We start from the raw sequence: 24,445 nt of genomic DNA on the forward strand, positions 1-24,445 counted from the left end.
GAGCGGTCGAGTGTTGCACGCATGTGATCTCCTTTGGTCATGCGGACGCCGGGACGGCGCTGTGTGCGGGGTGGGGGTCGGTGGTGGGGTCGTCCGCGGCGGCGACGAGTTCGGCGAACCCGTCGTGCGCCGCGAGCCGGGGGGAAGTCAGGTCGATGAGAGCCGTGACGACCGCGGGGCCGTCGAGGACCTGCCGGATGTCGGCGGCGAAGGCGTCGCCGGGGACGACGCCGAGGCGCAGCGCCCGCAGCCACGCGGCGATCGCGCCGGCCGATCCGGTCGGCTCGCCGCCGCGCGCGAGCGTGCGCTCGGCGACCGCGGCGAAGCGATAGCGGACCTTCGTCGTGGCATCCCCCGCGATCTGCGACAGACGGTGCACGATGCGGGGGTTGGCGAAGCGGTCGAGCAGGTCGCGGCGGTACTGGACGGTCTCGATCTCTGCGGGCAGCAGCTGCGCCGCCTCGTCCCAGAAGTCCTCGACGAGCGCGCGGCACGCAGGGTCGGCGATCGCGACCGAGACTGTCTCGTGTCCGCGCGCGAGGCCCGCGAACGCGAGGATGCTGTGCGCGCCGTTGAGCAGCCAGAGCTTGCGGTTCTCCCACGGCTCGAGGTCGTCGACGAAGCGCGCGCCGGACGTCTCCCATGCGGGCCGACCCGCAGGGAAGGCGCCCGAGAGCACCCAGTCCGCGAAGGGCTCGGTCACGACGGGCGACCGGTCGATCCAGCCCGCCTCCGCCACGGCGTCGACCTCGCCCTCGATGCGGGGCGTGATGCGGTCGACCGACGTGCCGACGAACGAGACGTCGGATGCGATCCAGGCGGCGAGCTCGGGCGAGACCTCGGCGGCGAGGGCCTGCAGCCCGCGCCCGACATAGGAGCCGTTGTCGGGGATGTTGTCGCACGGCACGATCGCGATCGGCGCGCCGCCCGCGCGGCGGCGGGCCTCGAGCCCGACGAGCAGGCGCGACAGGGCGGCCTGGGGAGCGGCATCCGTCAGTCGTCCTGACTCGAAGACGCGCGTGAGCTCGGCGATGTCGTCGCGGGTGACGGCGTCCGCCCGGTCGAGCAGACCGTCGCCCGCGAGGCGGTAGCCCGCCTCGGTCACCGTGAGCGTGACGATCGCGACGGCGGGATCGGCGGGATCGGCGAGCAGCTCGACGAGCCGGTCGAGGCGCGAGGCGTCGTGCGCCTCGAGGATGCTCGGCACGACCTCGACGCGATCGGCTCCCTCGCCGCGCACGACGAGGCAGTAGAGCCCGTCCTGCTGCTGCAGCAGTTCGGCCTGCTGCGGCGAGCGACCCGTGAAGGCGGCGATGCCCCAGTCGGCGGCATCCGTCGCGTGCGCCGTGTACCAGGCCTGGTGGGCGCGGTGGAAGTTGCCGAGACCGAGGTGCACGATGCGCACGCGGTCGGGCCGCGCGGGTCCGCCGCGCTCCGCGAGCGAGCGGCCGTCGAGAGGCACGGCGCTCACAGCTTGAACGCCTTGCGGGGAACGGCGTCGACCAGGTCGCGGGCGATGCGCCGTGCGGTCGGGAGGCTCGCGCGGCCCTCGCGCACGAGCCGCGCGAGGAAGACCGAGTCGAGGCGGCGAGCCATGTCGTGGCGGGCCGGGATCGAGAGGAAGGCACGCGTGTCGTCGATGAACCCGCTGCCGCGGTAGAGGCCTGCGGTCTCGGTCACGGCGCTGCGGAATCGCAGGATCGCGTCGGGCGCATCGAGAAACCACCACGGGGCGCCGATGAAGACGCTCGGGTAGAAGCCCGCGAGGGGCGCGACTTCGCGCGAATAGACGGTCTCGTCGACCGCGAACAGCACGACGTGGAAGCCGGGCGCGGTGCCGAAGGCGTTGAGCAGCGGCCGCAGGTTCTGCGTGTACTCGGTGCGCACCGGGATGTCGTGGCCCGTGTCGGCTCCGTAGGCCGCGAACGTCGGCGCGTGGTGGTTGCGGCTCACGCCCGGGTGGATCGTCATGACGAGGCCGTCGTCGACGCTCATCCGCGCCATCTGGAAGAGCATGTGCCCGCGGAACAGACGCTGCTCGGCCGCGTCGAGGCTTCCCTCGCGGGCACCGCGGAAGAGCCGCTCGGCATCGTCGGCCGACAGGTCGGCGGTGAACGGCTCGAGCACGCCGTGGTCGGTCGAGACCGCGCCGTTCGCGATGAAGTGGGCGCGACGGTCTTCGAGCGCACGCAGGTAGCCGTCGAACGAGCCGGGGCGGCCGGTCGCCTCGAGGAGAGCCTGCACGCGGTCGGCGAAGACCGCACCGGAGGGATCGAGGTACGCATCGGGACGGAAGGTCGGGATGACGCGGCCCGCGATCGCGCCCGTCGCGGCGAGCGCGCGGTGGGTCGCGAGGTCGTCGAGCGGGTCGTCGGTCGTCGCGAGCACCTCGATGCCGAAGCGGTCGAAGAGGGCGCGAGGGCGGAAGTCCGGCTCATCGAGCACACCGGCGATGCGGTCGTAGACCTCGTCGGCGTTGTCCTCGGTCAGCTCCTCGTCGACGCCGAAGAGGGTCGCGAGCTCGTGCTGAAGCCAGTACCCGCTCGCGGTGCCGGTGAAGCGGTGCCAGTTCTCGGCCAGTCGGCGCCACACCGCGCGGGGCGCGGCCGGCTGCGCGGCATCCAGTCCGAGTTCGGCGAACGACACCCCCGAGGCGAAGAGCAGGCGCGTGACGTAGTGGTCGTGGCGGATGAGGAGGCTCGTCGGGTCGGCGAACGCCGCGTCGTCGAGCAGCAGCGCGGGGTCGACATGACCGTGGGGGGAGATGATCGGCGCCGCCGCGACCTCCTGGTAGAGGTCTTCGGCGATCTCGCGCGTGCGCTCGTCGGCCGGCATGAGCGCTGCGGTGGTGATCTCGGTCGTCCGTGACATGAGACCAGTATGCGGATGCTCGCGCGATTTGTCAACCGATTGCCATCAATCTCTTTCGTCCGGCGCAAAGCGAAACCGCCCCCTCCGAGAATCGGAGGAGGCGGTATCGTGCAAGCGGTTGCTGATGGGGATGGATGTCGCGCACCGACATCCGTCCCCGGCGCTCGGTGCGCTCGAGTGGCAGATCCTGCGGGCTCCCTGCGCGAGACCCCGCAGAACCTGCCACCCGAGCGCTCTGAGGAGGCGCGCAGACGGGTCAGAACAGGTCCGCGAACCCCAGGGCCACGAGGTTGTCGTGCGAGGTCTGCAGCGCGTCCCAGACCGTGCGGCCGTAGAGGTCGTCCTGCTCGACGAGCAGGTACTCGGCACCGCTCGCGATCGACGCGGGGATGATCGCGGCGAAGTCGAGGTTGCCCTCCCCCACCTCGCCGAACTGCACGACGCCGCCGAAGGCCGTCATGAACCCCGCGATGTCGCCCTTCGCGAGCGACTCGAAGGCGCTGTCGGGCATCCTGCCGATCCGGTAGTCCTTGAGGTGCACCATGCGCACGCGGCCCGCGTACTGCTCGATGACCGAGACGGGATTCACTCCGCCGCGCTGCAGCCAGTGCACGTCGAGCTCGAGGCCGACGTTCGGCGCGCGGTCGGCGATGATGTCGAGCATCAGGCGACCGTCGAACCTCGCGAACTCGACGTGGTGGTTGTGGTAGTAGAGACGGATGCCGGATTCCGCGAGCCGCCGCGCGTAGGCGTCGGTGCGGTCGCAGAAGTCGAGCACGCGCTCGAGGGATCCCATCGCGTCGAAGGGCAGCATCCCGATGCGCACCATCTCGGTGCCCAGGCGCCGGCTGTCGGCGACGATCTTGTCGAGATCGTCCTCGAGCGAGTCGTTGCCGCCCGGCGACGCGGTCAGTCCGGCCGAGAGCGCCGCGACCTCGATGCCGAGTTCGTCCCGCGCCCGCTCCAGCTGGGCGACGTTGGCCTCGACCATCGGGATCTGCGAGACCTCGATCGCGCGGTAGCCGATCTCGCTCACGCGGCGGAGCGTCTCGAAGGCACCGATCTCTGCGACGCTGTCCTTGAGCATCATCGCCTGGACGCCGATGCGTGCCATCAGATCTTCCTCGTTTCCTTGTAGTCGAAGCAGTCGTACATGCCGTCGAGCACGTCATCGACGCGCACCGGGTGCCCGAGGGCGCTCGAGACGTAGACGGCGATGATCACGGCGAGCGCCTGCACGGCGTCGCCGATCGAGCCGGCCGGCTCGCGCCCTTCGCGGATCGCCGCGATGACGTCCTCGTACTGGCGCAGATGGTCATCGAACAGATCGGGGATCGGGGCCTCGCCGCCGGGGAGGTCTGCGGCATCGACCTCGCTCGCGGCCTGATTGCCGCCACGCGCCCATCCGCGCGGCGAGCCGTCGTGGGCGTCATCGGCGTGGAAGTACTCGAGCAGCCCGTCCTGCACGTAGGCCGAGCCGCGCGTGCCGTGCACCTGGACGCGGGTCGAGTTCTCGGGGAACGCCGCGGTGCTCGCGAGAAGCGTCGCGACGGCGCCGTTCTCGAAGGCGATGAAGGCGCCCGCGACGTCTTCGACCTCGAGGCGGTCGTGGGCGACCGTCACGGCGGTGCCGGAGACCGTGACGGGGCGCCCCATCAGCGAGAGCAGCACGTCGACGGTGTGGATGCCCTGGTTCATGAGCGCTCCGCCGCCGTCGCTCGCCCACGTGCCGCGCCACGCGGCCGAGTCGTAATAGGCGTCGTCGCGCCACCAGGCGAGGGTCGCGGTGCCCGAGGTCACCGCGCCGAAGCGCCCGTCGCGGACGGCCCGCGATACGGCTTGCACGGCCGGCGCGAAGCGCCGCTGCGTCATGACGCTCACGACCCGGTCGGACTGCTCGGCACGCGCCGCGAGGCCCCTCGCACGGGCGAGGTCGATGTCGACGGGCTTCTCGATGACGACGTGGCAGCCCGCGTCGAGCGCCTCCTCGGCGAGCTGCGCGTGGCTCCCGCTCGGGGTCGTGATGACGACGAGATCGAAGGCATCCGCGGCGAGCGCCTCGGCGAGCGACGCGTACACGGCCGGCTGCTCCGGGTGCGCCGAGGTCTCGGCGAGAGCCTGGGCGGCGGGGAGCATCGGGTCGATGATCGCCGCGAGCACGAGGTGGTCGTGCGCCTCGGCGATGCGGGCGTGGGTGCGGGCGATGACGCCGGCCCCGACGAGGGCGACGCGCAGTGCGGTCACGGGCGTCGCGGTCGCTGCCGTCGCCGCCGTCGCGGTCGCCGTGCTCACGCGGATGCCTGACGTGCGGATGCCTGACCCGCCGCCGCCCGACGTGCCGGGTCCTCGCGCACGGGGTAGAGGCCCTCGTCGGCGATACGGTCATTGAGCAGGCGCAGGAACTCGTCGTCGTCGAAGTCGATCGGCACTTCACGGCCCGTCCAGCTCGAGAGGTGGATGGCGTTGGCCAGGCGCACCCCCAGCATGCCGTCGGCGCCGGGTGCGATGAGCTCGGCGTCGCCCCGGATGCTCGCCGCGAAGTTCGCGAGCACGCCGACGTGCTGGTCGCCCCATCCCGACGGGAACTCGATGGTCTCCTGCGTGTAGAGGGTCGAGGCATCCAGCTCGCCCATGAACAGGCGGCGGACGTCGTCGATGCCCATCCCGTCGCTCAGCTCGCGCTCGGGGCTGTTGAGACGGGTCACCACGGCGACGCGGCTGCCGTCGACGACGATCTTGCCCGCGTCGCCCTGGATCTCGAGGCGGTCGGTGCCGACGAGGTCGTGCGTCGCCGTCACGAAGACGCCCGTCGCGCCCTCGCCGAAGTCGGCGAGCACCGTGACCTCGTCCTCGACGGCGATGTCGCGCTGCAGGCCGTACGAGACCTTCGCGAAGACGGATGCCGGCACTCCGCAGATCCACTGCCACAGATCGAGCTGGTGCGGCGCCTGATTGACGAGCACGCCGCCGCCCTCGCCGCCCCAGGTCGCGCGCCACGCGCTCTGCTCGTAGTAGCCCTGCGGACGCCACCACGTCGTGATGATCCAGTTGGACCGGATGATGCGGCCGATCTCACCGGCATCCACGATCTGCTTGATGCGCTGGTAGAGCGGGTTGTTGCGCTGGTTGAACATCACCGCGAACCGCAGGTGAGGCTTGCTCGCCGCGACCTGGTTCATGTGGGCGACCTGGCTGCCGTAGACGCCCGCGGGCTTCTCGACGAGGACGTGGAGCTCGCGCTCGAGCGCGTCGATCGCCATCTCGGGGTGCAGGAAGTGCGGCACGCACGTGATGACGGCGTCGACGTCGCCGGACTCCATGAGTGAGACATGGTCCGCGTAGGTGGGCACGTCGGGGTAGCGGGTGCGGGCGAGGTCGAGCTTGCCGGGGTCGGTGTCGGCGATCGCGCCGATCGTCATGCCTGGTACGCGGCCCTCTGCGATGAAGGACGCGTAGGCAGAGCCCTGCGCGCCGAGTCCGATGATGCCGAGGCGAACCGTGTCGCTCATGCGTTGTGTCTCCTGAATCCGTCGATGAGTCGTGGTGATGAGTGGGCCGCGGGTCAGCGCAGCGCGATGCCCGCGTCGTCCGCGAGCCGGCGGAAGGCGCGCGCGGCGACGCCGAACGCGAAGGCTCCCGAGAATCCGCCGAGGTCGTGCGCGCTCGCGAGATGCGGCTCGAGCGAGGCGAAGCCGCGGTAGCCGTCGGCCGCGAGAGCCTGGACGGTCGCGGCGACCTGGCCGTCACCCTCTCCGGCCGGCACGACCTCGCCGGTCGCCGAGAGCGCGTCTTTCACCTGGAGGTAGTCGAGGTAGGGCCGGAGCTTGGCGTAGCCCTCGTCATGCGGGTGGGCGACGCCCACCTGCACGAAGTTCGCGCTGTCCCACGCGACGCGCACGGCGGGCGAGCCGACGGTCTCGACGAGGTCGAGCACGCGCTCAGGGGTATCACCGTAGATGCCCTTCTCGTTCTCGTGCAGCAGCGTGACGCCGGCCTGCTCGGCGGCGTCGGCGAGCAGCGACATCCGCTCCATGACGGCGCTTCGCGCCTGCTCCGGCGCGGTGCCCTCGAGGAAGAACGAGAAGATGCGGATGCTCGAGGTGCCGAGCGCCTCTGCGACGCGGATGACGCGGCGCAGGCGGTCGACCTCGGCGCGGGGGTCGCCGTCGAGGCCGACCTTGCCGATCGGCGACGCGATGGCCGAGACGCCCATGCCGGACTGCGCGAAGACCGCCTTTTGCGCCGCGAGCTGCGCGTCGTCGAGGTCGACGACGTTCACCCCCCAGGCGCTGCGCACCTCGATGAACCGCGCGCCGAGGGCGTGCAGCACGGCCACCTGCACCTCGGGGTTCGGATCGATCTCGTCCCCGAAGCCGGACAGGCTCCACGCGATCGGCTCGGCATCGGACATGCGGCGGTCCTCCTGACGTCGATCCCCCGACGGCGATGCCGAGGGATGCATCGGCAACGGTACCCGGTTCGAACCGGAAAGGCAACCGATTGCCATGAATCAGGAGGTTTCGCTGATTGAGACTGAGCCTTTCGGGATGATTTCGAAGGAATCGATTGACGGACTACCCGTCCGAGCTGATCCGCCGGACGGGTGGCAACCGGCCGGCCTTCCCTACAGCCTCCCCGATCGGCGCGCAGGGGGTGCCCACCAGGGCCTCCCTGCGGACCGGGTCCGTGCTTAGCGTGGAGGAATGACCACTCCGAACCTCACCCTGAACAACGGCGTCGAGATCCCGGCGATCGGCCTGGGCGTCTTCCAGACCCCGCCGGACGAGACCGTGGCCGCGGTCTCATCCGCGCTGCGCGCCGGGTACCGGCACATCGACACCGCCGCGGCGTACGGCAACGAGCGCGAGGTCGGCCGCGGCATCCGCGAGTCGGGAGTCGCCCGCGACGACATCTTCATCGAGACGAAGGTGTGGATCAGCGACTACGGCTACGACGAGACGCTGCACGCGTTCGAGAAGAGCACCGCGAAGCTGGAGGTCGAGCAGCTCGATCTGTTCATCCTGCACCAGGCGCTTCCGTCCGCGTTCGACCGGACGATCGGCGCCTACCGCGCCCTCGAGAAGCTCCTCTCGGACGGCAGGGTGCGCGCGGTCGGCGTGAGCAACTTCATGACCGAGCACCTCACTCAGCTGCTCGAGCAGACCGAGGTGGTGCCCGCGGTCAATCAGATCGAGGTGCACCCCTACTTCCAGCAGACCGAGCTCCAGGCCTTCGGGGCGCAGCACGGCATCCTCACCCAGGCATGGTCGCCGATCGGCGGCATCACGTCCTACCGCGAGTCCGCTCGCCGCAGCTTCGACGAGCCCGTGATCCTGACGATCGCCGAGGCGCACGGCAAGTCCGCCGCGCAGGTCATGCTGCGCTGGCACATCCAGAAGGGCATCCAGGTCATCCCGAAGTCGACCAAACCCAAGCGGATCGCCGAGAACTTCGACGTGTTCGACTTCGAGCTCAGCGCCGACGAGCTGGCGCAGATCGACGCCCTCGACACGGGCGAGCGCGGCGGGCCCGCACCTGAGGCGATCACCCTCGAGACCTTCGGCCGGCTCATCCCGGAGGCGTGAGCGCGGCGTCAGGTGACGCGGTAGGCGACGTACCGCACGCGGTTCGCCTCGCGCACGCACGACGCGAGGAAGAGCGCCGCCTCGGATCACGGCACAGCGGGCTGACTCATGCCCGTTGCGTGGCAACAGCCCGGGATCGCCCTGTCGAGGCGATCCCGGGCTGTTGCGCGCTCAGCCGAGCTCGGAAGCCGAGTGCTCGCCGTTGCCGGTCGCCGACGACGCCGACGTCAGCTCGGCAGGCTCAGGGACGACGTGCAGTCCCCCGGGACCGTTGGCGGTGTAGACGAGCGCTTCGAGCCATTGCCTGTTCAGGCGGGGAGGCCTGCTGCCGTAGTACTTGAAGGCCATGCCGGTGCCCGCGTGCAGCCATACGGTCGTGCGTCCGTCGCCCAGGCTGGGATCGTCGCGCCAGCTGAAGAAGAAGGATTCGCTCCTTCGCAGCTTGATGCCGATGACGGTCTGCAGGTGGAACAGCAGCCGATCCTCGAAGTCGACGCGGATGCTGTTCTCGTAGGTGAATTTGCCCATGATCAGCCCACCGGCACAGGCGCCATCACAGGGTCGAGCTGAATGGTGAGGCCCCGCGCCGAATTCGCCGCGTCGGCGAGTTCGCGCAGGAGGGCGGGGTCGAGGATCTCGGGCTCTTCCGAGTCGAAGACGAACTGCAGCGGTATGGCCGAATTCAGCCAGATCGTGGAACGACCACCGCCGGACCCGAGCGGGTAGGCCCAGGAGAGCGTGAACTTCTCATCGCGCCGCAGCTTCGCCGTTACGACGACCTTGACGTGCGCGAGCAGCCGGTCCGGGATCTCGATCGGCTCGTTGCTTCCGTAGAACAAGACGCCCATCGCGATACCTCCGATCGAGTGGCCCGGACGAGTGACGACGGGATGCGTCGACTCGTGGACGGGGTCAATGTCACACTACCAGATATCTAAGTTATTTAGATAAGTTTGCTAGAAGTCAATCTGGTTAGATACTGTTAGGCTCACAAAATCGGCAAGGGCAGCCTGGAGGGGATCATGAAGTCGGGGCCCACGGACAATTCGGCCCTCACTGCGGCGATGCTGCGCTATGTGCACGCGCGCACCGCGGCGCTGATCGAGGCGCGGCGAGAGCTTCGCATCAACGAGCTCGACGCGCGCGCCCTGCTCTTCATCGCCGACAACCCCGGCACCCGCCCCGGCACCCTCTCGAGCTTTCTGGGCATCACCTCAGCAGGGGTGACGACGCTGATCGATCGCCTCATCCAGCGCGGCGCCGTCCGTCGCGAGGTCGACCCGGGCGATCGGCGGGTGAACCGCATCACCGTCACCGTCGACTTCAGCGCGGCGCCCTGGTCGGCGCTGACCCGGTTCGACGACGCCTTCGACCACGCCGTCGTCGCAGGCGAGGGCTCCGACATCCGGAGTCTCGCGAGTGCGCTGAACAGATTCACGGATGCCGCGGCCGCGGCATCACCCTGACGAACCGCGGCCCCTCAGGCCCGGTCGATGCCCTCGAAGGCGAGCGACTTGGCCTCCAGGAAGGCGCACAGCGCCGACACGACCGACAGCTCCGCAGCGAGGTTCAGCACCGCCGGCGCATCGAGCGACACGACGGAATCGAGCGCCTCGATCGTGACCACCCAGCGCGCTGAAATCCGCGTCTCCGGCTGGATCGTGATGATCGTTCCCGCGTCTGCGAGCGACACCGCGATGAGGCCGGTGTTCGCCCCGGCCGCACCGTCCTGCTGCAGCACGCGGGCTTCGCCGCCGAACTCGTATCCGCGCTGCAGGAATTCGGCGAGCCATCCCTCGAGCGTCGCGAGACTGTGAAACGACATCGCCTCCTCCTCCCGCACCGGGGTGCCGACCTGGTCCGGTCCACCACCTCAGGTGCACGACCGGCGAGTGTCTCGCCGACAACGCTACGCGTTGGGGCCGGGTTCGAAGAAGCACGGCTCGGAATGCGCGGCGCCAGGACGGACCCTCCCTGTATCAATCCGTACTCGGACCGGGTCGGCGCGTGACGAATAGGACGGCGGCCCAGGCGACCAGGAGCACCCCCGTCAGGACGATGCCGAGGTCTTCGATGCCGACCGATGCCAGCCACGGGAAGGGACCGCCGAGACTCAGGCTCGCGACGAGCACATCCGCGAGCTGGACGATCGCGATGAGGACGGCCGCGACCACCGACACCCCCGTGATGACCAGTGCGTAGGTGGCGCCGAGGCGGCGGCGATCGGACTGCCAGGTGTACGCACGACGCATCACGGCACCCTGCGTCGTGTCGAACGCGCTCATCCCTGCCGTGAACAGGATGGGCAGCGTCAGCGCAGCCCACCACGGCACCGCCGCCAGCGTCGCAGCACCTGCGAGAGCCAGCAGCCCGATCTCGGTGGCGGTGTCGAATCCGAGACCGAAAAGGAGTCCGACGACGTACATGCGGGATGGCCGATCCACGGCCTTCTCGAAAGGCCCCAGCATCCGGAGCACCGGGCCTCCGGCCGCGCCGTCGCGGCGCCGCAGCGACGCGATGTTGATCGCGGCGATGACGAGCAGGAAGACGCCGGAGACGGTGGGGCCGATCACTCCCGTCCAGGTGCGGAGCGCGGAGGAATCGTCGGAGAGCGAGGAGCCGATCGCCGCGAACCCGAACGTCAGGAGGATGCAGAGCACCACGACGACCGTCGAGTGACCGAGCGAGAACCAGAAGCCGACCGTATTGGCGGGCCTGCCGCGCTCGGCGAGGCGGCGCGTGGTGTTGTCGATCGCGGCGATGTGGTCGGCGTCGAACGCGTGGCGGACGCCGAGGGCATAGGCGGTGAAGCCGACGCCGAGCGTCACGAGCGCATCTCCCCCACCGCCGAGCGGGATCCCCGCCGGGATCACGAGGAGGACGAGGACGCCCCAGCCGACCACGTGCAGCATCACGATCAGCGAGACGACCCCGATCGTGCTCGGTCGGACACGCGGCCACGTCTCCACCTCAGACAGTGATGTCACCGCGGTTCCTCTCCCTGGAAGATGTCACGCCGAGGTCCGCATCGCCGACCTCGGCCGGCGTGCGGAGCTCGCTCGCCGCGCTCCACGCGTCCCACACGCGGTCGAGCGGCGATGCGTGGGTGTGGTCGGAGAGATCACGCGCCATGGCTCCCGGCGCATCGAACTCGAGGTCGAGCGGCCTTGTCGGCGGGCGGAAGCCCAGCGCCAGCACGGCGTCGATCACCCTGTTGCCGCCCAGGACTCCCGGTTCCGGCGAGCAGCCGTCCGCATCCAGCTGCTCCACCAGAACGGGTCCGTCGCCGTCGGTCACCGCGATCGCTGAGACGAGTCGGCCGCCGCGCTCGCCGTGCCTGCCGAGGACGAGGGTCTCGCGGAGCACCGCGCGTGCCTCCGTCTCGAGGGTGAGCGAGCTGCGGCGCTCGACGTCGGCGCCATCGGTCACGACGAAGGGCAGCCCCTGCCAGAGCAGAGTCCCGCCGGCGCACACCCGCGCATCGACGAGCCACGACGAGCGTGGTCCCGGGTACGCGACCGTGCCCCCGACATCCTCGATCCGAAGCGTGCATCCGGGACCCACGTCGATCCTGACGTGCACCGTGTCACCGCCGAGCAGCACCATGCCCGCCGCCGAGAGTGCCACGTGCGCTCGCCGGGCGTCGCGCGAGATCAGCCGCGGCGCGAGAGCACCGACCGCGAGCTCCACGCGCGCCCGCGGCTCGCCCGCGGTCACCGCGATCCGGGTGGACGTCACCCGATCCCGTTCGCCGCGGCCGCAGCAGGCGTGCGGGCGTGGTCGTGCCCGTGGTCGGCCTCCGCCGCGCGGTCGCCCTCTGCCTCGTGGTCGGCATCCGCGCCGTGCGAGTGCATGAATCCGCCCTCGGGGTGCTCCTCGTCCGCGTGGAAATGCGGGGCCATGGGGCCCGGGTCCTGAGCGATGTGCGTGCCGGCCCGGTGGCCCCCGAGGATGCCGAGGACCCACGAGCGCAGCGTCGCCACGGACGCGGCGTCGTGCCGCGACAGCGCCAGCACGCGGCGACCGTCCCGGGCGGATTCGGCATCCGCCACCATCTGGGCGACGTCGACGCCGACGTACGGCGCGAGGTCCGTCTTGTTGATGACGAGGAGATCTGCGCGGCCGATCCCCGGGCCGCCCTTCCGCGCGACGTCACCGCCGCCCGCGACATCCAGGACGAAGATCTGCGCATCGACCAGGGCGGGCGAGAAGGTGGCCGTGAGGTTGTCGCCGCCGGACTCGATGAGCACGACATCGAGCGGCGCGAAGTCGCGCTCGAGATCTTCCGCGGCGAGCAGGTTCGCGGTGATGTCATCGCGGATCGCGGTGTGCGGGCACGCGCCCGTCTCGACGGCGCGGATGCGCTCCGGATCGAGCACACCCGCCGACCGGAGGAAGCGGGCGTCCTCATCCGTGTAGATGTCGTTCGTGATCACGCCGAGGCGCAGCTCCGCGGCGAGAGCCCGGCATACCGTCGCGATGAGCGAGGACTTCCCCGTGCCGACGGGACCGGCGACGCCGAGACGCAGGGCGCGGGTGGGGGGCAGAGAGTCAGGCACGGAAGAGCCTCCTGTTGGTTGCGGCGTGGTGTTCGGTCCACGCCTCGGCTTGGGGAGCACTCGCGGCCGGGATCGCCTCGGGTGAGTCGATAGCCGCGATGTGCGGGATGAGCGGGTCGACGGCGGCGCACGCGTCGAGGACGAGTCGTACCCCGTCGACGGGGTCGCCCGGTTCGAGCTTGAGAAGCGCCGCGACGCCGCCGGCCATGTCGTCGTAGACGCTCACTCGCACGAGGGTCTCGGCGTCGAGGCCCGCGTGTGCGGCGATCGCGCCCAGCACGATCGGGCGCGGAGGGGAGCCGGCGCCCCCCGGGGTCGCGGCGGCGATCGCGGCGGAGTGCGGCCAGAGCCGCTGCGCGAGTCGCAGCAGTCCGCGGCCGAGATCGGTCGACGCGACCCGCGCCGCGCGACTCGGCGTGCGGGCGGCCCACGCCCGTTCGATGGGGGTGTACGGCGCTCCGGCGAGGCCGGCCTGCCGCGCGGCGACGGCAGTGGCAGCGTCGACGAGGGTCGTCGTCCGCGCCCGCGCCTTCAGGAAGGCGCCGACATCCTCTCGCGCGAGCCCGCCCTGGATGGCCGGCTCGACTCCTGCCGAGAACGCGTGCCCGCCCGAGGGCAGGCGCGCATCGGCGAGCAGCATCGCGACGGTGTGGGCGGTGTCCATGGGCGGGGCTCAGAAGAGGTTGTACAGCTGGGCGAGCGGAAGGGAGTCCGCCGGCGCCGGCACGACGTCTTCGCCGTCGATCGCGATCTCGAAGGTGTCGGGTCTGATGCGGATCGTGGGCAGGACGTCGTTGTTCTTCATGTCGGCCTTGCCGATCCGGCGAGTGGGTTCGACGGGCGCGAGCCGACGGCGCAGGCCGAGCGTCTCGGCGAGGCCGGCATCGAGGGCCGCGGGCGACACGTACGTCGCCGACAGCAGCGCACCGATCGTGTCGCCGAACGAGGGCCGCATCATGACGGGCTGGGGTGTCGGGATCGAGGCGTTCGGGTCGCCGAGCGCTGCCCACGCGATGGCCCCGCCCTTGATGACGACGGCGGGTCGCACCCCGAAGAACTTCGGCTCCCAGACGGCGAGATCCGCGAGCCTGCCGACCTCGATCGAGCCCACGTCGTAGGCGATGCCGTGGGCGATCGCGGGGTTGACCGTGTACTTGGCGACGTACCGTCTCGCGCGCTCGTTGTCTGCCGGCATCCCGCCGCCCAAGGGACCGCGGCGATGCTTCATGACGTGCGCGACCTGCCACGTGCGCGTGACGACCTCGCCGATCCGCCCCATCGCCTGCGCGTCGGACGACGTCACCGACAGTGCGCCGATGTCGTGCAGGATGTCCTCCGCAGCGATCGTCGTGGCACGGATGCGGGACTCCGCGAAGGCGAGGTCCTCGGGCACGGCGGGGTTGAGGTGGTGGCAGACCATCAGCATGTCGAGGTGCTCGGCGACGGTGTTGACGGTGTGCGGCAGCGTCGGGTTGGTCGAGCCGGGGATCACGTTGGGGAGTCCCGCGATCGAGAGGATGTCGGGGGCGTGCCCTCCGCCGGCGCCCTCGACGTGGAAGGCGTGGATCGATCGGCCGCCCATCGCGGCGATCGTCGACTCGACGAAGCCCGCCTCGTTGAGCGAATCCGAGTGCAGCGCGACCTGCAGACCCCAGTCCTCAGCCGCCTTGAGCGATGCGTCGATCGCGGCGGGGGTCGAGCCCCAGTCCTCGTGCACCTTGTAGCCGGCGGCGCCCGCGAGCGCCTGCTCCTTCAGCGCTTCCGCCGAGACCGTGTTGCCCTTGCCGAGCAGGAGGACGTTGACGGGGAGCGGGTCGAGCGCGCGGTGCATCGCCGCGAGGTGCCACGCCCCGGGCGTGACCGTCGTCGCCTTCGATCCCTCGGATGGACCCGTGCCGCCGCCCACGATCGTCGTGATCCCCGCGGCGAGCGCCTCGTGGATCTGGGAGGGCGAGAGCAGGTGCACGTGCGAATCGATGGCCCCCGCCGTGACGATGCGGCCTTCACCCGAGACGACGTCCGTCGACGGTCCGATGATCATGTCGATGCCGTCGCTGATGTCGGGGTTGCCGGCGTGCCCGATCCCGACGATCCGACCGTCCCGGATGCCGATGTCGGCGCGCACGACACCCCACCAGTCCAGGATGATCGCGTTCGTGATGACGGTGTCGAGGGCGCCCTCGGCACGGGTCGTGGTGGCCTGCGCCATGGATTCCCGGATGGACTTGCCTCCGCCGAACACGGCCTCCTCGCCGCCGACCGTGAGGTCGCGCTCGATCTGGATCCACAGATCCGTGTCGCCGAGCCGCACTTCGTCGCCCACCGTGGGGCCGTAGATCGCGGCGTAGCGCTGCCGGTCAAGCCAGACCATCGAGCAGCTCCTCGCCGGATGCCTTGACCTGGATGCCGGGAACCCGCCGCAGCCCGCGCAGCGCGACGGCGTCGAGCTGACGCGACGCGCCCGGCTCGAAGCGCTGGGACGTTCCGGACGGAATGTCGAGACGGAACGCGTGCGCCGCCGCGCGGTCGAACACGAGGGCCTGGTTCGCGTCGGGAAGGTGCAGGTGCGACCCGATCTGGATGGGCCGGTCGCCCGTGTTCACGAACACGAGGCTTATCCGCTCGTCGCTGCGCCGGTCGGCGTTCAGCTCGATCCGCCCCGGACGGACTCGGATCGCGCCCGGGCCTTCACTGGATCCGGATGCCACGGCATCCCCTTTCGCTCTGGGTCGGGTCAGTCGATCGGATGGTGGATGGTGACGAGCTTCCGCCCGTCGGGGAACGTCGCCTCGATCTGCACGTCCGCGATCATCTCGGGAACCCCCGCCATGACCTGGTCGCGGGTGAGCACCCGCCTGCCGGCTTCCATCAGCTCGGCGACACCACGCCCATCGCGCGCCCCCTCGATGACCCAGCACGACAGCAGGGCGATCGCCTCCGGATGATTCAGCCGGACGCCCCGGTCGAGCCGGTCGCGCGCGACCATGGCGGCGACCGAGAGCAGAAGCTTCTCGGTCTCGGCGGGCGTGAAGTGCATCGCTCTCCTCTGACAGCGGATCGATGTCAGAAGTGTGCCACAGCGGGCGAGCCCGGCAAGGGGCTGAAGCGGGGCATCGAGCCTGAAATCCGGCTACTTCCGCGAGATTACGGGACATTCCGGCGACCGACCGGCGCACGGTTTACACGATCGGAACAATCGAGAAATGGCAGAGTAATGACACGGTCCCATGCTGGGCACAACCGCAGCAGTCTCGCGATCCATCCCGCACCATCGCACGTCCCTGCTCCCCAGGCTCCGACCTCCACCAGGTCGGCCCACACAGACCTTCCGGGTCGTCCTCGCCGGTGATCGGCGTGCCCCGGATCGGTCCCCGGGCCGCGCCGTCCTTCGGCGAGCGCCCGAATGCTCCATCCCGTACCCGAATGCACCATCCCGCAGCACCGAGAAACGGAGATCCACACATGAGCACCATTCGCACACGGCGGCTGAGGACCGCCCTGATCGTCCCGGCGATGCTCGCCGGCGCGGCCCTCGTCCTGGCCGGCTGCGGCGCCCGCGCGGGCGACACCGCACAGCCCGCCGGACTCGACTCCGACGTCGCGGCCGAGAGCTGCGTCGACACCTCCGGCGACACGATCAAGCTCGGCTTCCTCAACTCGCTCACGGGCGGCATGGCGATCTCGGAGCAGACCGTCTCCAACGTCCTGCACATGGCCGCAGACGAGATCAACGCCGACGGCGGCATCCTGGGCAAGCAGATCGAGTACATCCAGGAGGATGGCGCGACCGACTGGCCCACCTTCGCCGAGAAGACCGAGAAGCTGCTCACGCAGGACTGCGTCGCCGCCATCTTCGGCGGATGGACGTCTTCGTCTCGCAAGGCCGTCAAGCCGGTCGTCGAGGAGCACAACGGACTCTTCTTCTACCCCGTGCAGTACGAGGGCCTCGAGTCCTCGCCGAACATCTACTACACGGGTGCCACGACCAATCAGCAGATCATCCCCGCGATGGACTACCTCGCGTCGCAGGGTGTGAAGACGCTCTTCCTGGCGGGCTCCGACTACGTCTTCCCGCGCACGGCGAACGCCATCATCAAGCTCTACGCGGCCGAGCTCGGGATCGAGATCGTCGGCGAGGAGTACGTGCCGCTCGACAAGGACGACTGGACCACGCAGGTCTCGAAGATCGTCGCCGCCGACCCGGACTTCATCTTCAACACGATCAACGGATCGTCGAACGTCGGCTTCGTCAAGGCCTACTACGACGCCGGCCTCACCCCGGAGACGACCCCGATCATCTCGGTGTCGATCGCCGAGGAGGAGGCTCCCGCGATGGGACACGAGGTCACCGGCAACTACGCGTCCTGGAACTACTTCCAGTCGCTCGACACCCCCAACAACCCCGCCTTCATCGAGCGCTGGCAGGCCTACCCGGGCAACAGCGGAGTGACCTCCGACCCGATGGAGGCCGCGTACATCTCGCTCTACCTCTACAAGGCGCTCGCTGAGGCCGCCGGATCGTTCGATGTCGACGAGATCAACGCCGCCGCCGCGGAAGGCGGGATCACGGTCGACGCGCCGGAGGGTGTCGTCACGCTCGACGGCGAGAACCACCACATCTCCAAGCCGGGCAACATCGGCCGGATCAACGCCGACAACCAGTTCGACATCGTCTGGTCGTCGGAAGGATTCATCGAGCCCGACCCGTACCTCGAGCAGTACGACTGGTTCCCGAGCGACGTCCGCGACGCTCTCGTAGCCGCCGCGGGCTGATCCCCCACGGGAGTGCGGGGCCCCTTCCCACGGGGCCCCCCACTTCCGGCCCACCTCCTCCGCATTCCCTCCCCCTCACAGAGAGCGACAGCACGTGGACGCACTCCTACCGCCGCTGCTGAACGGCACAGCGCTCGGTGCGCTCCTGCTGCTCGCGGCGCTCGGTCTCACCCTGACCTTCGGGCAGATGGGGGTGATCAACATGGCGCACGGCGAGTTCATCATGGCCGGCGCCTTCATCGCCTACCTGACCCAGACGGTCGTCGTCTCTAGCAACATCTCGATCCTGTTGGCGCTCCCTCTCGCCTTCCTCGGCGCGGGCCTCCTCGGCCTGCTGCTCGAGGTCGGGATCATCCAATGGATGTACAGAAGACCCCTGGACACGCTGCTCGTCACGGTCGGCGTGGCCCTGATCCTGCAGCAGATCGCTCTGCAGGTCTTCCCGGCACAGGGCGTCCCGGTCGAGAGCCCCGACTGGCTCGACGGGCAGATCAACGTGCTCGGCTATGCGTGGCCGCTTCGCCAGGTGTTCACGATCGTCCTCGCGGCAGCCTGCCTCGCGGCCCTCGCGGCGTGGCTCAAGTACTCGTCCTTCGGACGCCGCATCAGAGCGACCGTCCAGAACCGCGACCTCGCCGAGACCAGCGGCATCCGCACCCGCAACGTCGACCGCATCACGTTCTTCGTCGGCTCGGGCCTCGCCGGCGTCGCGGGAGTCGCGGCCTCGCTCATCGGCGGCACGAACTCCCAGATGGGCACCCAGTACATCATCCCGGCCTTCCTGGTGGTCGTCGCCGGCGGGGTCGGCCAGATCAAGGGCACCGTGATCGCCGCCTGGGCGCTCGGCATCGCGCTGTCGTTCTTCGCCGACTGGACGACCGGCAGCATGGCGCAGGTCCTCGCCTTCGTGCTCGTCGTGGTCTTCCTGCAGTTCCGCCCGCAGGGCCTGTTCACCGTACGTACGAGGGGACTGACATGACCCGCATCAAACCGTGGCTCCCCCTCGTCGGCATCGCGGTCTTCGCCGTCCTGCTGCTCGTGGTCGCCCCCGCCGTGCTCTCGATGCACTGGCTCAACAACCTGGGCAAGTACTGCTGCTGGGCGATCGCCGCAGTGGGCATCGGCCTGGCCTGGGGCCGGGGCGGAATGCTCGTCCTGGGACAGGGCGTCTTCTTCGGGCTCGGCGCCTACGCCATGGCGATGCACCTGACGCTCGAGACCGCGGGCCCCGACAGCCTGCCGATCTTCATGATCCTGTACGACCCGTCGGCGCCTCTTCCGGCCTTCTGGGAGCCGTTCCGCAGCGACCTGTTCACACTGCTGGCGATCCTGCTGCTGCCCGTGATCGTTGCGGGGATCCTCGGCTACGCGCTCTTCAAGCGCCGCGTCAAAGGCGCCTACTTCGCGATCCTGACGCAGGCGCTCGCCGTGGCGCTCGCGGTGCTGATCAGCTCGACGATCCGCGAGACCGGCGGCGACACGGGGCTCAGCGACTTCAAGTACTTCTTCGGCTTCGTCCTCGACGACGACGCGAACAAGATGATGGTCTTCATGATCGCGGCCGCGCTGCTGATCGTGTGCCTCCTGATCCACTGGCAGCTGGGCCGCAGCCGGTTCGGCGAGCTGCTGATCGCGACGCGGGATGCCGAGGAGCGGGTCCGGTTCCTCGGCTACGACCCGGCCAACATCAAGCTCGTCGCGTTCGTGGTCGCCGCCGTGATGGCGAGCATCGCCGGGGCCATGTTCGTGCCGATCGTCGGCATCATCACTCCCGCCGAGATCGGCGCTTCGGCATCGATCCTCATGATCGCCGGAGTGGCGCTCGGCGGGCGGGCGTCGCTGTTCGGACCGGCGCTCGGCGCGATGGCGATCGGCTGGGGGCAGTCGAGCCTCGGGTCGAGCTGGCCGAGCGGCTGGATCTACATCCTCGGCCTCATCTTCATCCTGGTCACGCTCTTCCTCCCGATGGGCCTCTCCTCTCTCTTCAGCAGGGCCAAGAGCATGATCCGACCGTCCCGTGACCTGCCCGTCGCACTCGAGACGGGGTCCCCAGCTGCGCCCGACTCGGCGCCCGTGCTCGATGAGGTGAAGAAATGACCGCGTCCATGGAATCCCTCGTCGTCGCCGATCTGCGCGTCGAGTTCGACGGGTTCGTCGCCGTCGGCGGCGTCTCATTCGACGCCCACCCTGGCGAGGTCCGCTTCCTCATCGGCCCCAACGGGGCGGGGAAGACGACCTGCATCGACGCCATCACGGGGCTGTCCAGAGGCAGCGGGTCGGTCAGGCTCGGCGAACAGGAGCTCCTCGGCAAGCCGGTCAACAAGATCGTCCGCCTCGGGGTCGGCCGCACCTTCCAGACCGCGAGCGTGTTCGAGCAGCTCTCGGTCCTGCAGAACCTCGACATCGCGGCGGGGCTCCATCGCCGCCCGCTCTCGCTGCTGCGGGCACGACGCGGGGTCGACCCCGCGATCGAGCTCGCGCTGGAGGAGACGGGGCTCACCGACGTGCGGGACACGCCCGCCGGCATCCTGTCCCACGGTCAGAAGCAGTGGCTCGAGATCGGCATGATGCTCGTGCAGGAGCCCCGCGCCCTGCTGCTCGACGAGCCCGTCGCCGGCATGAGCCAGGACGAGCGCACCGCGACCGGCGAGCTGCTCCAGCGCATCGCCCAGCGGCGCATCGTCCTCGTCGTCGAGCACGACATGGACTTCATGCGGCGATACGCCTCGCGCGTCACGGTGTTGCACCAGGGCAAGGTGCTCTCGGAGGGGACGGTGGCCGAGGTGCAGGCCGACCCCAAGGTGCAGGAGGTCTACCTCGGCACGGCCGGGGCCGCCTCGACGGGAGCGATGCTCGTCGTCGCCGATCCCACGCTCGGGGCGCAGACCCCGGCCGATGCCGAGCTGCAAGAGAAGGGGGCCTGACGTGCTCGAGATGATCGATATCCGGGCGGGCTACGGGCGCACGCTCGTGCTGCACGGCGTGACGCTGCCCAGTTCCGACGGGGTCGTCGCCGTCCTCGGCCACAACGGCGCCGGCAAGTCGACGCTGCTGCGGGTGGCCATCGGCCTCATCAAGCCGCGCAGCGGCCAGGTGATCTTCGACGGGGCGGATGTCTCGTCCCTCGCGCCGAACAAGCGCGTCGCGCGCGGCATGGCCTACGTGCCGCAGGGCCAGCAGTCGTTCGCGCAGCTGACGACGATGGAGAACCTGCAGCTCGTGGCCGACGGTCGCAGGCGCGGCAAGGCGCTCATCGAGCAGCAGCTCGCGCGCTTCTCTGCCCTGGAGAAGTTCGCGACCCGCAAGGCCGGTCTCCTCTCGGGCGGCCAGCGTCAGCAGCTCGCCATCGCGCGTGCGCTCATCACCGAGCCCAAGCTGCTGATCCTCGATGAGCCGACCGAGGGCATCCAGCCGACGATCGTGGCCGAGATCGAGCACACCGTCATGCAGCTCGCGCGCGACGGCCTGTCGGTGCTCCTCGTCGAGCAGCACATCGGCTTCGCGCTCCAGGCGGCCGACAAGTACCTCGTCCTCGCGAGCGGCTTCGCGTCGAGCACGGGAGAGGGGGGTGCGTCCGCCGCCGAGGGGGTCCGCGCCGCGATGGCCATCTAGCGCTCTCTGCGCGCAATACGTCTGAAACACGCGGGCGAGACAATCAGCCCGACGTGCGAGGCGGAGGTGCGACGTGGCGAGGGCAGACAACGCGCGGGCAGCCGCCGAGGACAGTCTCGAGGACTACGCCTTCCGCTATGTCCCGCGGACGTTCCGGCGGTGGAGTGCCGGAGCCGTCGGCGTGACCGCGCTCGGCTCGATCGCCTTCCTCGCCGACTTCTCGATCGGCGCGAGCATCGGGATGGAGCACGGCACGAGCAACGCGGTGCTCGGCATCCTGTTCGCCTCCGTCACGATCTTCCTCGTCGGCCTGCCCATCGCGTACTACGCGGCCCGCTACAACCTCGATCTCGACCTCATCGCCCGCGGGTCGGGCTTCGGCTACTACGGCTCATCCATCACGACCGTGATCTTCGCCGTGTTCACGTGCATCTTCTTCGCGCTCGAGGGCGCGATCATGGCGCAGGGACTGCACATCGCACTCGCTATCCCGCTGCCCCTCGGCTATCTGATCTCGACAGTCGTCGTGATCCCGATCGTGATCTTCGGCATGCGCGCGCTCGAACGCCTGCAGTTCTGGACCACGCCGATGTGGCTCGTGCTGGCGCTCCTCCCGCTGCTGTGGGTCATCGTCTCGGATCCCGGTGCCGTGAGCGCCTTCGCCGTCTTCACCGGCGCCTCCGACGGCGCAGTCAGCTTCGAGGCGATCGTCGCGAGCGCGGCGGTCTGCTTCGCGCTGACCCCGCAGCTGGCCGAGCAGATCGACGTGATCCGGGCGATGCCGCCGCGCACTCGGGCGAACCGGCGATCGTGGTGGGCGTCGCTCCTGTTCGCGGGGCCGGGATGGGTCGTCTTCAGCGGCATCAAGCAGGTCATCGGCGTCTTCCTCGCCGTCTACCTGCTGACGCGCGTCGATCCGAGCCTCGGCGCCCAGGCCGCCGAGCCGGTGCGCCAGTTCATCGCCCTGTACGAATCCCTCATGCCGCAGTGGCTCGCGATGGGACTCGCGCTCGTCCTCGTGGTCGTCGCCCAGGTCAAGATCAACGTGACGAACGCGTACTCCGGCTCCCTCGCGTGGTCGAACGTGTACACGCGGCTCACCAAGACCTACCCCGGCCGAACGGTCTTCGTCTTCTTCAACCTGACCATCGCGCTGGCACTCATGTGGATGGACGTCTTCAGCCTCATCGGCTTCGTGCTGAGCCTCTACGCGAACGTCGTGATGGCGTGGCTCGTCACGATCGCCGCCGACATCGCGATCAACAAGCACGTACTGCGCATCTCTCCGAGATTCCCCGAGTTCCGTCGAGGGATGCTGCACGACTGGAATCCCGTGGGCCTCGTGTCGGTCGGCCTCGCGTCGCTGCTCTCGCTGGCGGCGTTCGGGGGTCTGTTCGGCGAGAGCGTCCGGCCGTTCTCGGTGCTGATCGCGATCGGCGTCGCCGTCATCACGACGCCGCTCATGGCGCTGATCACGCGCGGCCGCTATTACCTGCGGCGCGAAACGGACGGCATCGCCTCGCCGATGCTCGATGCCGACGGCAATCCCTCGGGCGAGCGGCTGCGCTGCCACGTGACCGGCTACACGTTCGAGCGTCCGGATATGCTGGCATCGGCGGAGCGCGGTGCACACGGGGAGACGCAGTATGTGTCCTCACTCGCACTCACGTTGGACGACTCGGATCGGTATGTGCTTCCCGCCGACCAGGAGTCGCCGCAGCGCCGCGCACTGATCATGGACGGCTGAGGGACCAGACCGCAGAAAGGGTCGGGGGATCATGGCGGAGGCACCGGACACCCCGACGGCGATCGTGGCCCAGGCCGCCGCCGCGCTTCGGGAGATTCCGTTCGACGAGATCTCGTATCGTGCGCTGGGCGATGCCGTAGGGGTGTCGGAGCGGACCGTCTACCGTCAGTTCCCGACGAGGTCGCACCTGCTCGAGGGCGTCGCGGCGTGGATCGAGGCCGTCGAGTTCCCCCTGCCGCCGTTCGTCACGATCACGCAGTACCTGCACGCGTCGCGCGCCCGGTTCGCGGCCTTCGATGCGTCGCCGGCCTACGCCTTCGTCTGCGCGCGGGCCGCATCCATCTCGCCGACGGGTGAGGGCGAGCCCACCTTCATCACCCGTGCGCTCGTGGCGATGCTCGCGACGAACCACCCCTCCGTGAACGAGCGCGATCTGCGCCGCGTCGCCGCTTCTCTGCGCTACTTCTCGTCGGCGCAGTTCTGGGCCCGCATGCGGACGGGATTCGACATGAGTGCGCCCGAGATCACGCAGGTCTTCGACCGCACCGTCGCCCACCTGCTCGGCGACCTGTTCCCCGACGCCGGAGCCGAGAGGCCCGACACCGCACGACGGCTGTCCGCGTGACGCCGACCGCTGCCACCGAGCCGGAGGAGCCGGGCGCAGGGGATGTGACCCGTACGCAGGAGGCGATCCTCGCCGCCTACGCCGAGCTCATCGAAGAACTCGGCACCGACGACGTGTCGTTCCGGCTCATCGCGAGACGTGCCGGCGTCGGCGAGCGCACCGTGTTCCGCAATTACACGACGCGGGTCGATCTGCTGCTTGCGACCGCCGTGTGGATCGAGAGCCGGATCTTTCCGCGGCAGCAGCCGGCGAGCGTCTTCGACATGCCGCTCACGATCCGCGCGGCGATGGAGTCGTACGACAAGCGCCCCGAGCTGGCGCACGTCGTCGCCGAGACGACGATGCGCGGCATCAGCGGTGTCGCACCCAGTCCCGGGCGCGCGCAGCTCGAGCAGCTGATCGGCGCCGAGATACCCCGTCTCGCGGAAGACGAACGCACGGCGATCGTCGCGGCGCTCACCCACCTCGACTCCGCGGCGACCTGGGTCACGTTCCGCCGCGAGTTCGGAATGAGCCGAGGCGATATCGCGGATGCCGCGGCCTGGGCGGCCGAAGCCGTGCTCGACCCCGTCCGCTCGCGCGTCGGCTGAGGCCGACTCGCGCGGGCGGGCCGGCGTCGGCCGGGTCGCGCCCTCTCGAGGATGCGACGTCGGCGCCACGGCCGGGACGCGGC

26 protein-coding genes are annotated in these 24,445 nt (G+C 69.7%); 10 read left to right on the forward strand and 16 right to left on the reverse strand.

Features of this window, described 5'->3' with window-relative positions; translation table 11 throughout:
* Nucleotides 1–37: 37 nt before the first annotated feature.
* The 6 genes from MJ607_RS20265 to MJ607_RS16010 all read right to left on the reverse strand — a co-directional run bounded on the left by MJ607_RS20265 (nt 38) and on the right by MJ607_RS16010 (nt 7,282).
* The gene (locus MJ607_RS20265; RefSeq protein WP_243076595.1) at nt 38–1,471 is read right to left on the reverse strand and encodes a mannitol dehydrogenase family protein; all 1,434 of its coding nucleotides are present in this window, start codon (nt 1,469–1,471) and stop codon (nt 38–40) included.
* Nucleotides 1,468–2,871, reverse strand: a complete 1,404-nt coding sequence (gene uxaC, locus MJ607_RS15990) for a glucuronate isomerase (protein ID WP_243076596.1) — start codon at nt 2,869–2,871, stop codon at nt 1,468–1,470. The genes MJ607_RS20265 and uxaC overlap by 4 nt, the downstream gene beginning before the upstream one ends.
* A gap of 256 nt (nt 2,872–3,127) precedes the next feature.
* A complete protein-coding gene (locus MJ607_RS15995; RefSeq protein WP_243076597.1) occupies nt 3,128–3,985 on the reverse strand; it encodes a sugar phosphate isomerase/epimerase in 858 nt (285 codons plus the stop codon).
* A complete protein-coding gene (locus MJ607_RS16000; protein ID WP_243076598.1) occupies nt 3,985–5,163 on the reverse strand; it encodes a Gfo/Idh/MocA family protein in 1,179 nt (392 codons plus the stop codon). The genes MJ607_RS15995 and MJ607_RS16000 overlap by 1 nt, the downstream gene beginning before the upstream one ends.
* Complete coding sequence (locus MJ607_RS16005) at nt 5,160–6,380, reverse strand: Gfo/Idh/MocA family protein (protein WP_243076599.1); 1,221 nt, start codon at nt 6,378–6,380, stop codon at nt 5,160–5,162. Before MJ607_RS16005 ends, MJ607_RS16000 begins: the two co-directional genes overlap by 4 nt.
* A gap of 53 nt (nt 6,381–6,433) precedes the next feature.
* Nucleotides 6,434–7,282 carry a sugar phosphate isomerase/epimerase gene (locus tag MJ607_RS16010; protein ID WP_243076600.1) on the reverse strand — a complete coding sequence of 283 codons (849 nt, stop codon included), beginning with the start codon at nt 7,280–7,282 and terminating at the stop codon, nt 6,434–6,436.
* Nucleotides 7,283–7,574: 292 nt separating this feature from the next.
* Between MJ607_RS16010 and MJ607_RS16015 the strand changes: the two genes are divergently transcribed.
* The gene (locus MJ607_RS16015) at nt 7,575–8,456 is read left to right on the forward strand and encodes an aldo/keto reductase (protein ID WP_243076601.1); all 882 of its coding nucleotides are present in this window, start codon (nt 7,575–7,577) and stop codon (nt 8,454–8,456) included.
* Between the two features lie 171 nt (nt 8,457–8,627).
* On the opposite strand, the gene MJ607_RS16020 is transcribed toward MJ607_RS16015, so the two are convergent.
* Both MJ607_RS16020 and MJ607_RS16025 read right to left on the reverse strand, forming a co-directional pair.
* Entirely contained in the window at nt 8,628–8,984 is a 357-nt protein-coding gene (locus tag MJ607_RS16020; RefSeq protein WP_243076602.1) for an ATP-dependent DNA ligase, read from the reverse strand.
* Nucleotides 8,985–8,986: 2 nt separating this feature from the next.
* Complete coding sequence (locus MJ607_RS16025; protein WP_243076603.1) at nt 8,987–9,304, reverse strand: hypothetical protein; 318 nt, start codon at nt 9,302–9,304, stop codon at nt 8,987–8,989.
* Between the two features lie 174 nt (nt 9,305–9,478).
* Here MJ607_RS16025 and MJ607_RS16030 point away from each other — a divergent pair, with 174 nt between their 5' ends.
* Nucleotides 9,479–9,922 (forward strand): MarR family winged helix-turn-helix transcriptional regulator, encoded by a 444-nt coding sequence (locus tag MJ607_RS16030; RefSeq protein ID WP_243076604.1) that lies wholly within the window; start codon nt 9,479–9,481, stop codon nt 9,920–9,922.
* Between the two features lie 14 nt (nt 9,923–9,936).
* On the opposite strand, the gene MJ607_RS16035 is transcribed toward MJ607_RS16030, so the two are convergent.
* From MJ607_RS16035 to MJ607_RS16070, 8 genes are all read right to left on the reverse strand, one after another.
* Nucleotides 9,937–10,281, reverse strand: a complete 345-nt coding sequence (locus tag MJ607_RS16035) for a hypothetical protein (protein ID WP_243076605.1) — start codon at nt 10,279–10,281, stop codon at nt 9,937–9,939.
* Nucleotides 10,282–10,435: 154 nt separating this feature from the next.
* Nucleotides 10,436–11,443, reverse strand: a complete 1,008-nt coding sequence (locus MJ607_RS16040; protein ID WP_243076606.1) for a HoxN/HupN/NixA family nickel/cobalt transporter — start codon at nt 11,441–11,443, stop codon at nt 10,436–10,438.
* Nucleotides 11,427–12,194 carry an urease accessory protein UreD gene (locus MJ607_RS16045; protein WP_243076607.1) on the reverse strand — a complete coding sequence of 256 codons (768 nt, stop codon included), beginning with the start codon at nt 12,192–12,194 and terminating at the stop codon, nt 11,427–11,429. The genes MJ607_RS16040 and MJ607_RS16045 overlap by 17 nt, the downstream gene beginning before the upstream one ends.
* The gene (gene ureG, locus MJ607_RS16050) at nt 12,191–13,015 is read right to left on the reverse strand and encodes an urease accessory protein UreG (protein WP_243076608.1); all 825 of its coding nucleotides are present in this window, start codon (nt 13,013–13,015) and stop codon (nt 12,191–12,193) included. Before ureG ends, MJ607_RS16045 begins: the two co-directional genes overlap by 4 nt.
* Nucleotides 13,008–13,679 (reverse strand): urease accessory protein UreF, encoded by a 672-nt coding sequence (locus MJ607_RS16055; protein WP_243076609.1) that lies wholly within the window; start codon nt 13,677–13,679, stop codon nt 13,008–13,010. Before MJ607_RS16055 ends, ureG begins: the two co-directional genes overlap by 8 nt.
* 9 nt (nt 13,680–13,688) lie before the next feature.
* Nucleotides 13,689–15,386 (reverse strand): urease subunit alpha, encoded by a 1,698-nt coding sequence (locus tag MJ607_RS16060; RefSeq protein WP_243076610.1) that lies wholly within the window; start codon nt 15,384–15,386, stop codon nt 13,689–13,691.
* Nucleotides 15,373–15,723 carry an urease subunit beta gene (ureB, locus tag MJ607_RS16065; RefSeq protein WP_243076611.1) on the reverse strand — a complete coding sequence of 117 codons (351 nt, stop codon included), beginning with the start codon at nt 15,721–15,723 and terminating at the stop codon, nt 15,373–15,375. Before ureB ends, MJ607_RS16060 begins: the two co-directional genes overlap by 14 nt.
* A 26-nt stretch (nt 15,724–15,749) precedes the next feature.
* Entirely contained in the window at nt 15,750–16,052 is a 303-nt protein-coding gene (locus MJ607_RS16070) for an urease subunit gamma (protein ID WP_243076612.1), read from the reverse strand.
* Nucleotides 16,053–16,477: 425 nt separating this feature from the next.
* Between MJ607_RS16070 and urtA the strand changes: the two genes are divergently transcribed.
* From urtA to MJ607_RS16110, 8 genes are all read left to right on the forward strand, one after another.
* Nucleotides 16,478–17,788 (forward strand): urea ABC transporter substrate-binding protein, encoded by a 1,311-nt coding sequence (urtA, locus tag MJ607_RS16075; protein ID WP_243076613.1) that lies wholly within the window; start codon nt 16,478–16,480, stop codon nt 17,786–17,788.
* A 94-nt stretch (nt 17,789–17,882) separates the two neighbouring features.
* Nucleotides 17,883–18,767, forward strand: a complete 885-nt coding sequence (gene urtB / locus MJ607_RS16080; protein ID WP_243076614.1) for an urea ABC transporter permease subunit UrtB — start codon at nt 17,883–17,885, stop codon at nt 18,765–18,767.
* Nucleotides 18,764–19,885, forward strand: coding sequence for an urea ABC transporter permease subunit UrtC (gene urtC / locus MJ607_RS16085; RefSeq protein ID WP_243076615.1), 1,122 nt, complete (start codon nt 18,764–18,766; stop codon nt 19,883–19,885). Before urtB ends, urtC begins: the two co-directional genes overlap by 4 nt.
* A complete protein-coding gene (gene urtD, locus MJ607_RS16090; RefSeq protein ID WP_243076616.1) occupies nt 19,882–20,712 on the forward strand; it encodes an urea ABC transporter ATP-binding protein UrtD in 831 nt (276 codons plus the stop codon). The genes urtC and urtD overlap by 4 nt, the downstream gene beginning before the upstream one ends.
* Before the next feature lie 10 nt (nt 20,713–20,722).
* Nucleotides 20,723–21,400: an ATP-binding cassette domain-containing protein gene (locus MJ607_RS16095; protein WP_243076712.1), complete on the forward strand. Its 678-nt coding sequence runs from the start codon at nt 20,723–20,725 to the stop codon at nt 21,398–21,400.
* A gap of 73 nt (nt 21,401–21,473) precedes the next feature.
* Nucleotides 21,474–23,147 carry a cytosine permease gene (locus tag MJ607_RS16100; protein ID WP_243076617.1) on the forward strand — a complete coding sequence of 558 codons (1,674 nt, stop codon included), beginning with the start codon at nt 21,474–21,476 and terminating at the stop codon, nt 23,145–23,147.
* A gap of 31 nt (nt 23,148–23,178) precedes the next feature.
* Complete coding sequence (locus MJ607_RS16105; RefSeq protein ID WP_243076618.1) at nt 23,179–23,772, forward strand: TetR family transcriptional regulator; 594 nt, start codon at nt 23,179–23,181, stop codon at nt 23,770–23,772.
* A complete protein-coding gene (locus tag MJ607_RS16110; RefSeq protein WP_243076619.1) occupies nt 23,769–24,362 on the forward strand; it encodes a TetR/AcrR family transcriptional regulator in 594 nt (197 codons plus the stop codon). Before MJ607_RS16105 ends, MJ607_RS16110 begins: the two co-directional genes overlap by 4 nt.
* The last annotated feature ends 83 nt before the right edge of the window (nt 24,363–24,445 follow it).

Origin of the sequence: Microbacterium sp. SS28 (assembly GCF_022761035.1) — a bacterium.
In the GTDB taxonomy this organism is placed as follows: domain Bacteria; phylum Actinomycetota; class Actinomycetes; order Actinomycetales; family Microbacteriaceae; genus Microbacterium.

Bases quoted from the DNA above. Each gene is read 5' to 3' on its own strand.
- MJ607_RS16020 (WP_243076602.1), bottom strand. From the start codon at position 8,984: ATGGGCAAATTCACCTACGAGAACAGCATCCGCGTCGACTTCGAGGAT.
- MJ607_RS16055 (WP_243076609.1), bottom strand. From the start codon at position 13,679: ATGGACACCGCCCACACCGTCGCGATGCTGCTCGCCGATGCGCGCCTG.
- MJ607_RS16095 (WP_243076712.1), top strand. From the start codon at position 20,723: ATGATCGATATCCGGGCGGGCTACGGGCGCACGCTCGTGCTGCACGGC.
- urtA (WP_243076613.1), top strand. From the start codon at position 16,478: ATGAGCACCATTCGCACACGGCGGCTGAGGACCGCCCTGATCGTCCCG.
- MJ607_RS15995 (WP_243076597.1), bottom strand. From the start codon at position 3,985: ATGGCACGCATCGGCGTCCAGGCGATGATGCTCAAGGACAGCGTCGCA.
- MJ607_RS16070 (WP_243076612.1), bottom strand. From the start codon at position 16,052: ATGCACTTCACGCCCGCCGAGACCGAGAAGCTTCTGCTCTCGGTCGCC.
- MJ607_RS16105 (WP_243076618.1), top strand. From the start codon at position 23,179: ATGGCGGAGGCACCGGACACCCCGACGGCGATCGTGGCCCAGGCCGCC.
- MJ607_RS16025 (WP_243076603.1), bottom strand. From the start codon at position 9,304: ATGGGCGTCTTGTTCTACGGAAGCAACGAGCCGATCGAGATCCCGGAC.
- MJ607_RS16030 (WP_243076604.1), top strand. From the start codon at position 9,479: ATGAAGTCGGGGCCCACGGACAATTCGGCCCTCACTGCGGCGATGCTG.
- urtC (WP_243076615.1), top strand. From the start codon at position 18,764: ATGACCCGCATCAAACCGTGGCTCCCCCTCGTCGGCATCGCGGTCTTC.
- MJ607_RS16010 (WP_243076600.1), bottom strand. From the start codon at position 7,282: ATGTCCGATGCCGAGCCGATCGCGTGGAGCCTGTCCGGCTTCGGGGAC.
- MJ607_RS16015 (WP_243076601.1), top strand. From the start codon at position 7,575: ATGACCACTCCGAACCTCACCCTGAACAACGGCGTCGAGATCCCGGCG.
- MJ607_RS16035 (WP_243076605.1), bottom strand. From the start codon at position 10,281: ATGTCGTTTCACAGTCTCGCGACGCTCGAGGGATGGCTCGCCGAATTC.
- urtD (WP_243076616.1), top strand. From the start codon at position 19,882: ATGACCGCGTCCATGGAATCCCTCGTCGTCGCCGATCTGCGCGTCGAG.
- uxaC (WP_243076596.1), bottom strand. From the start codon at position 2,871: ATGTCACGGACGACCGAGATCACCACCGCAGCGCTCATGCCGGCCGAC.
- MJ607_RS16005 (WP_243076599.1), bottom strand. From the start codon at position 6,380: ATGAGCGACACGGTTCGCCTCGGCATCATCGGACTCGGCGCGCAGGGC.
- MJ607_RS16060 (WP_243076610.1), bottom strand. From the start codon at position 15,386: ATGGTCTGGCTTGACCGGCAGCGCTACGCCGCGATCTACGGCCCCACG.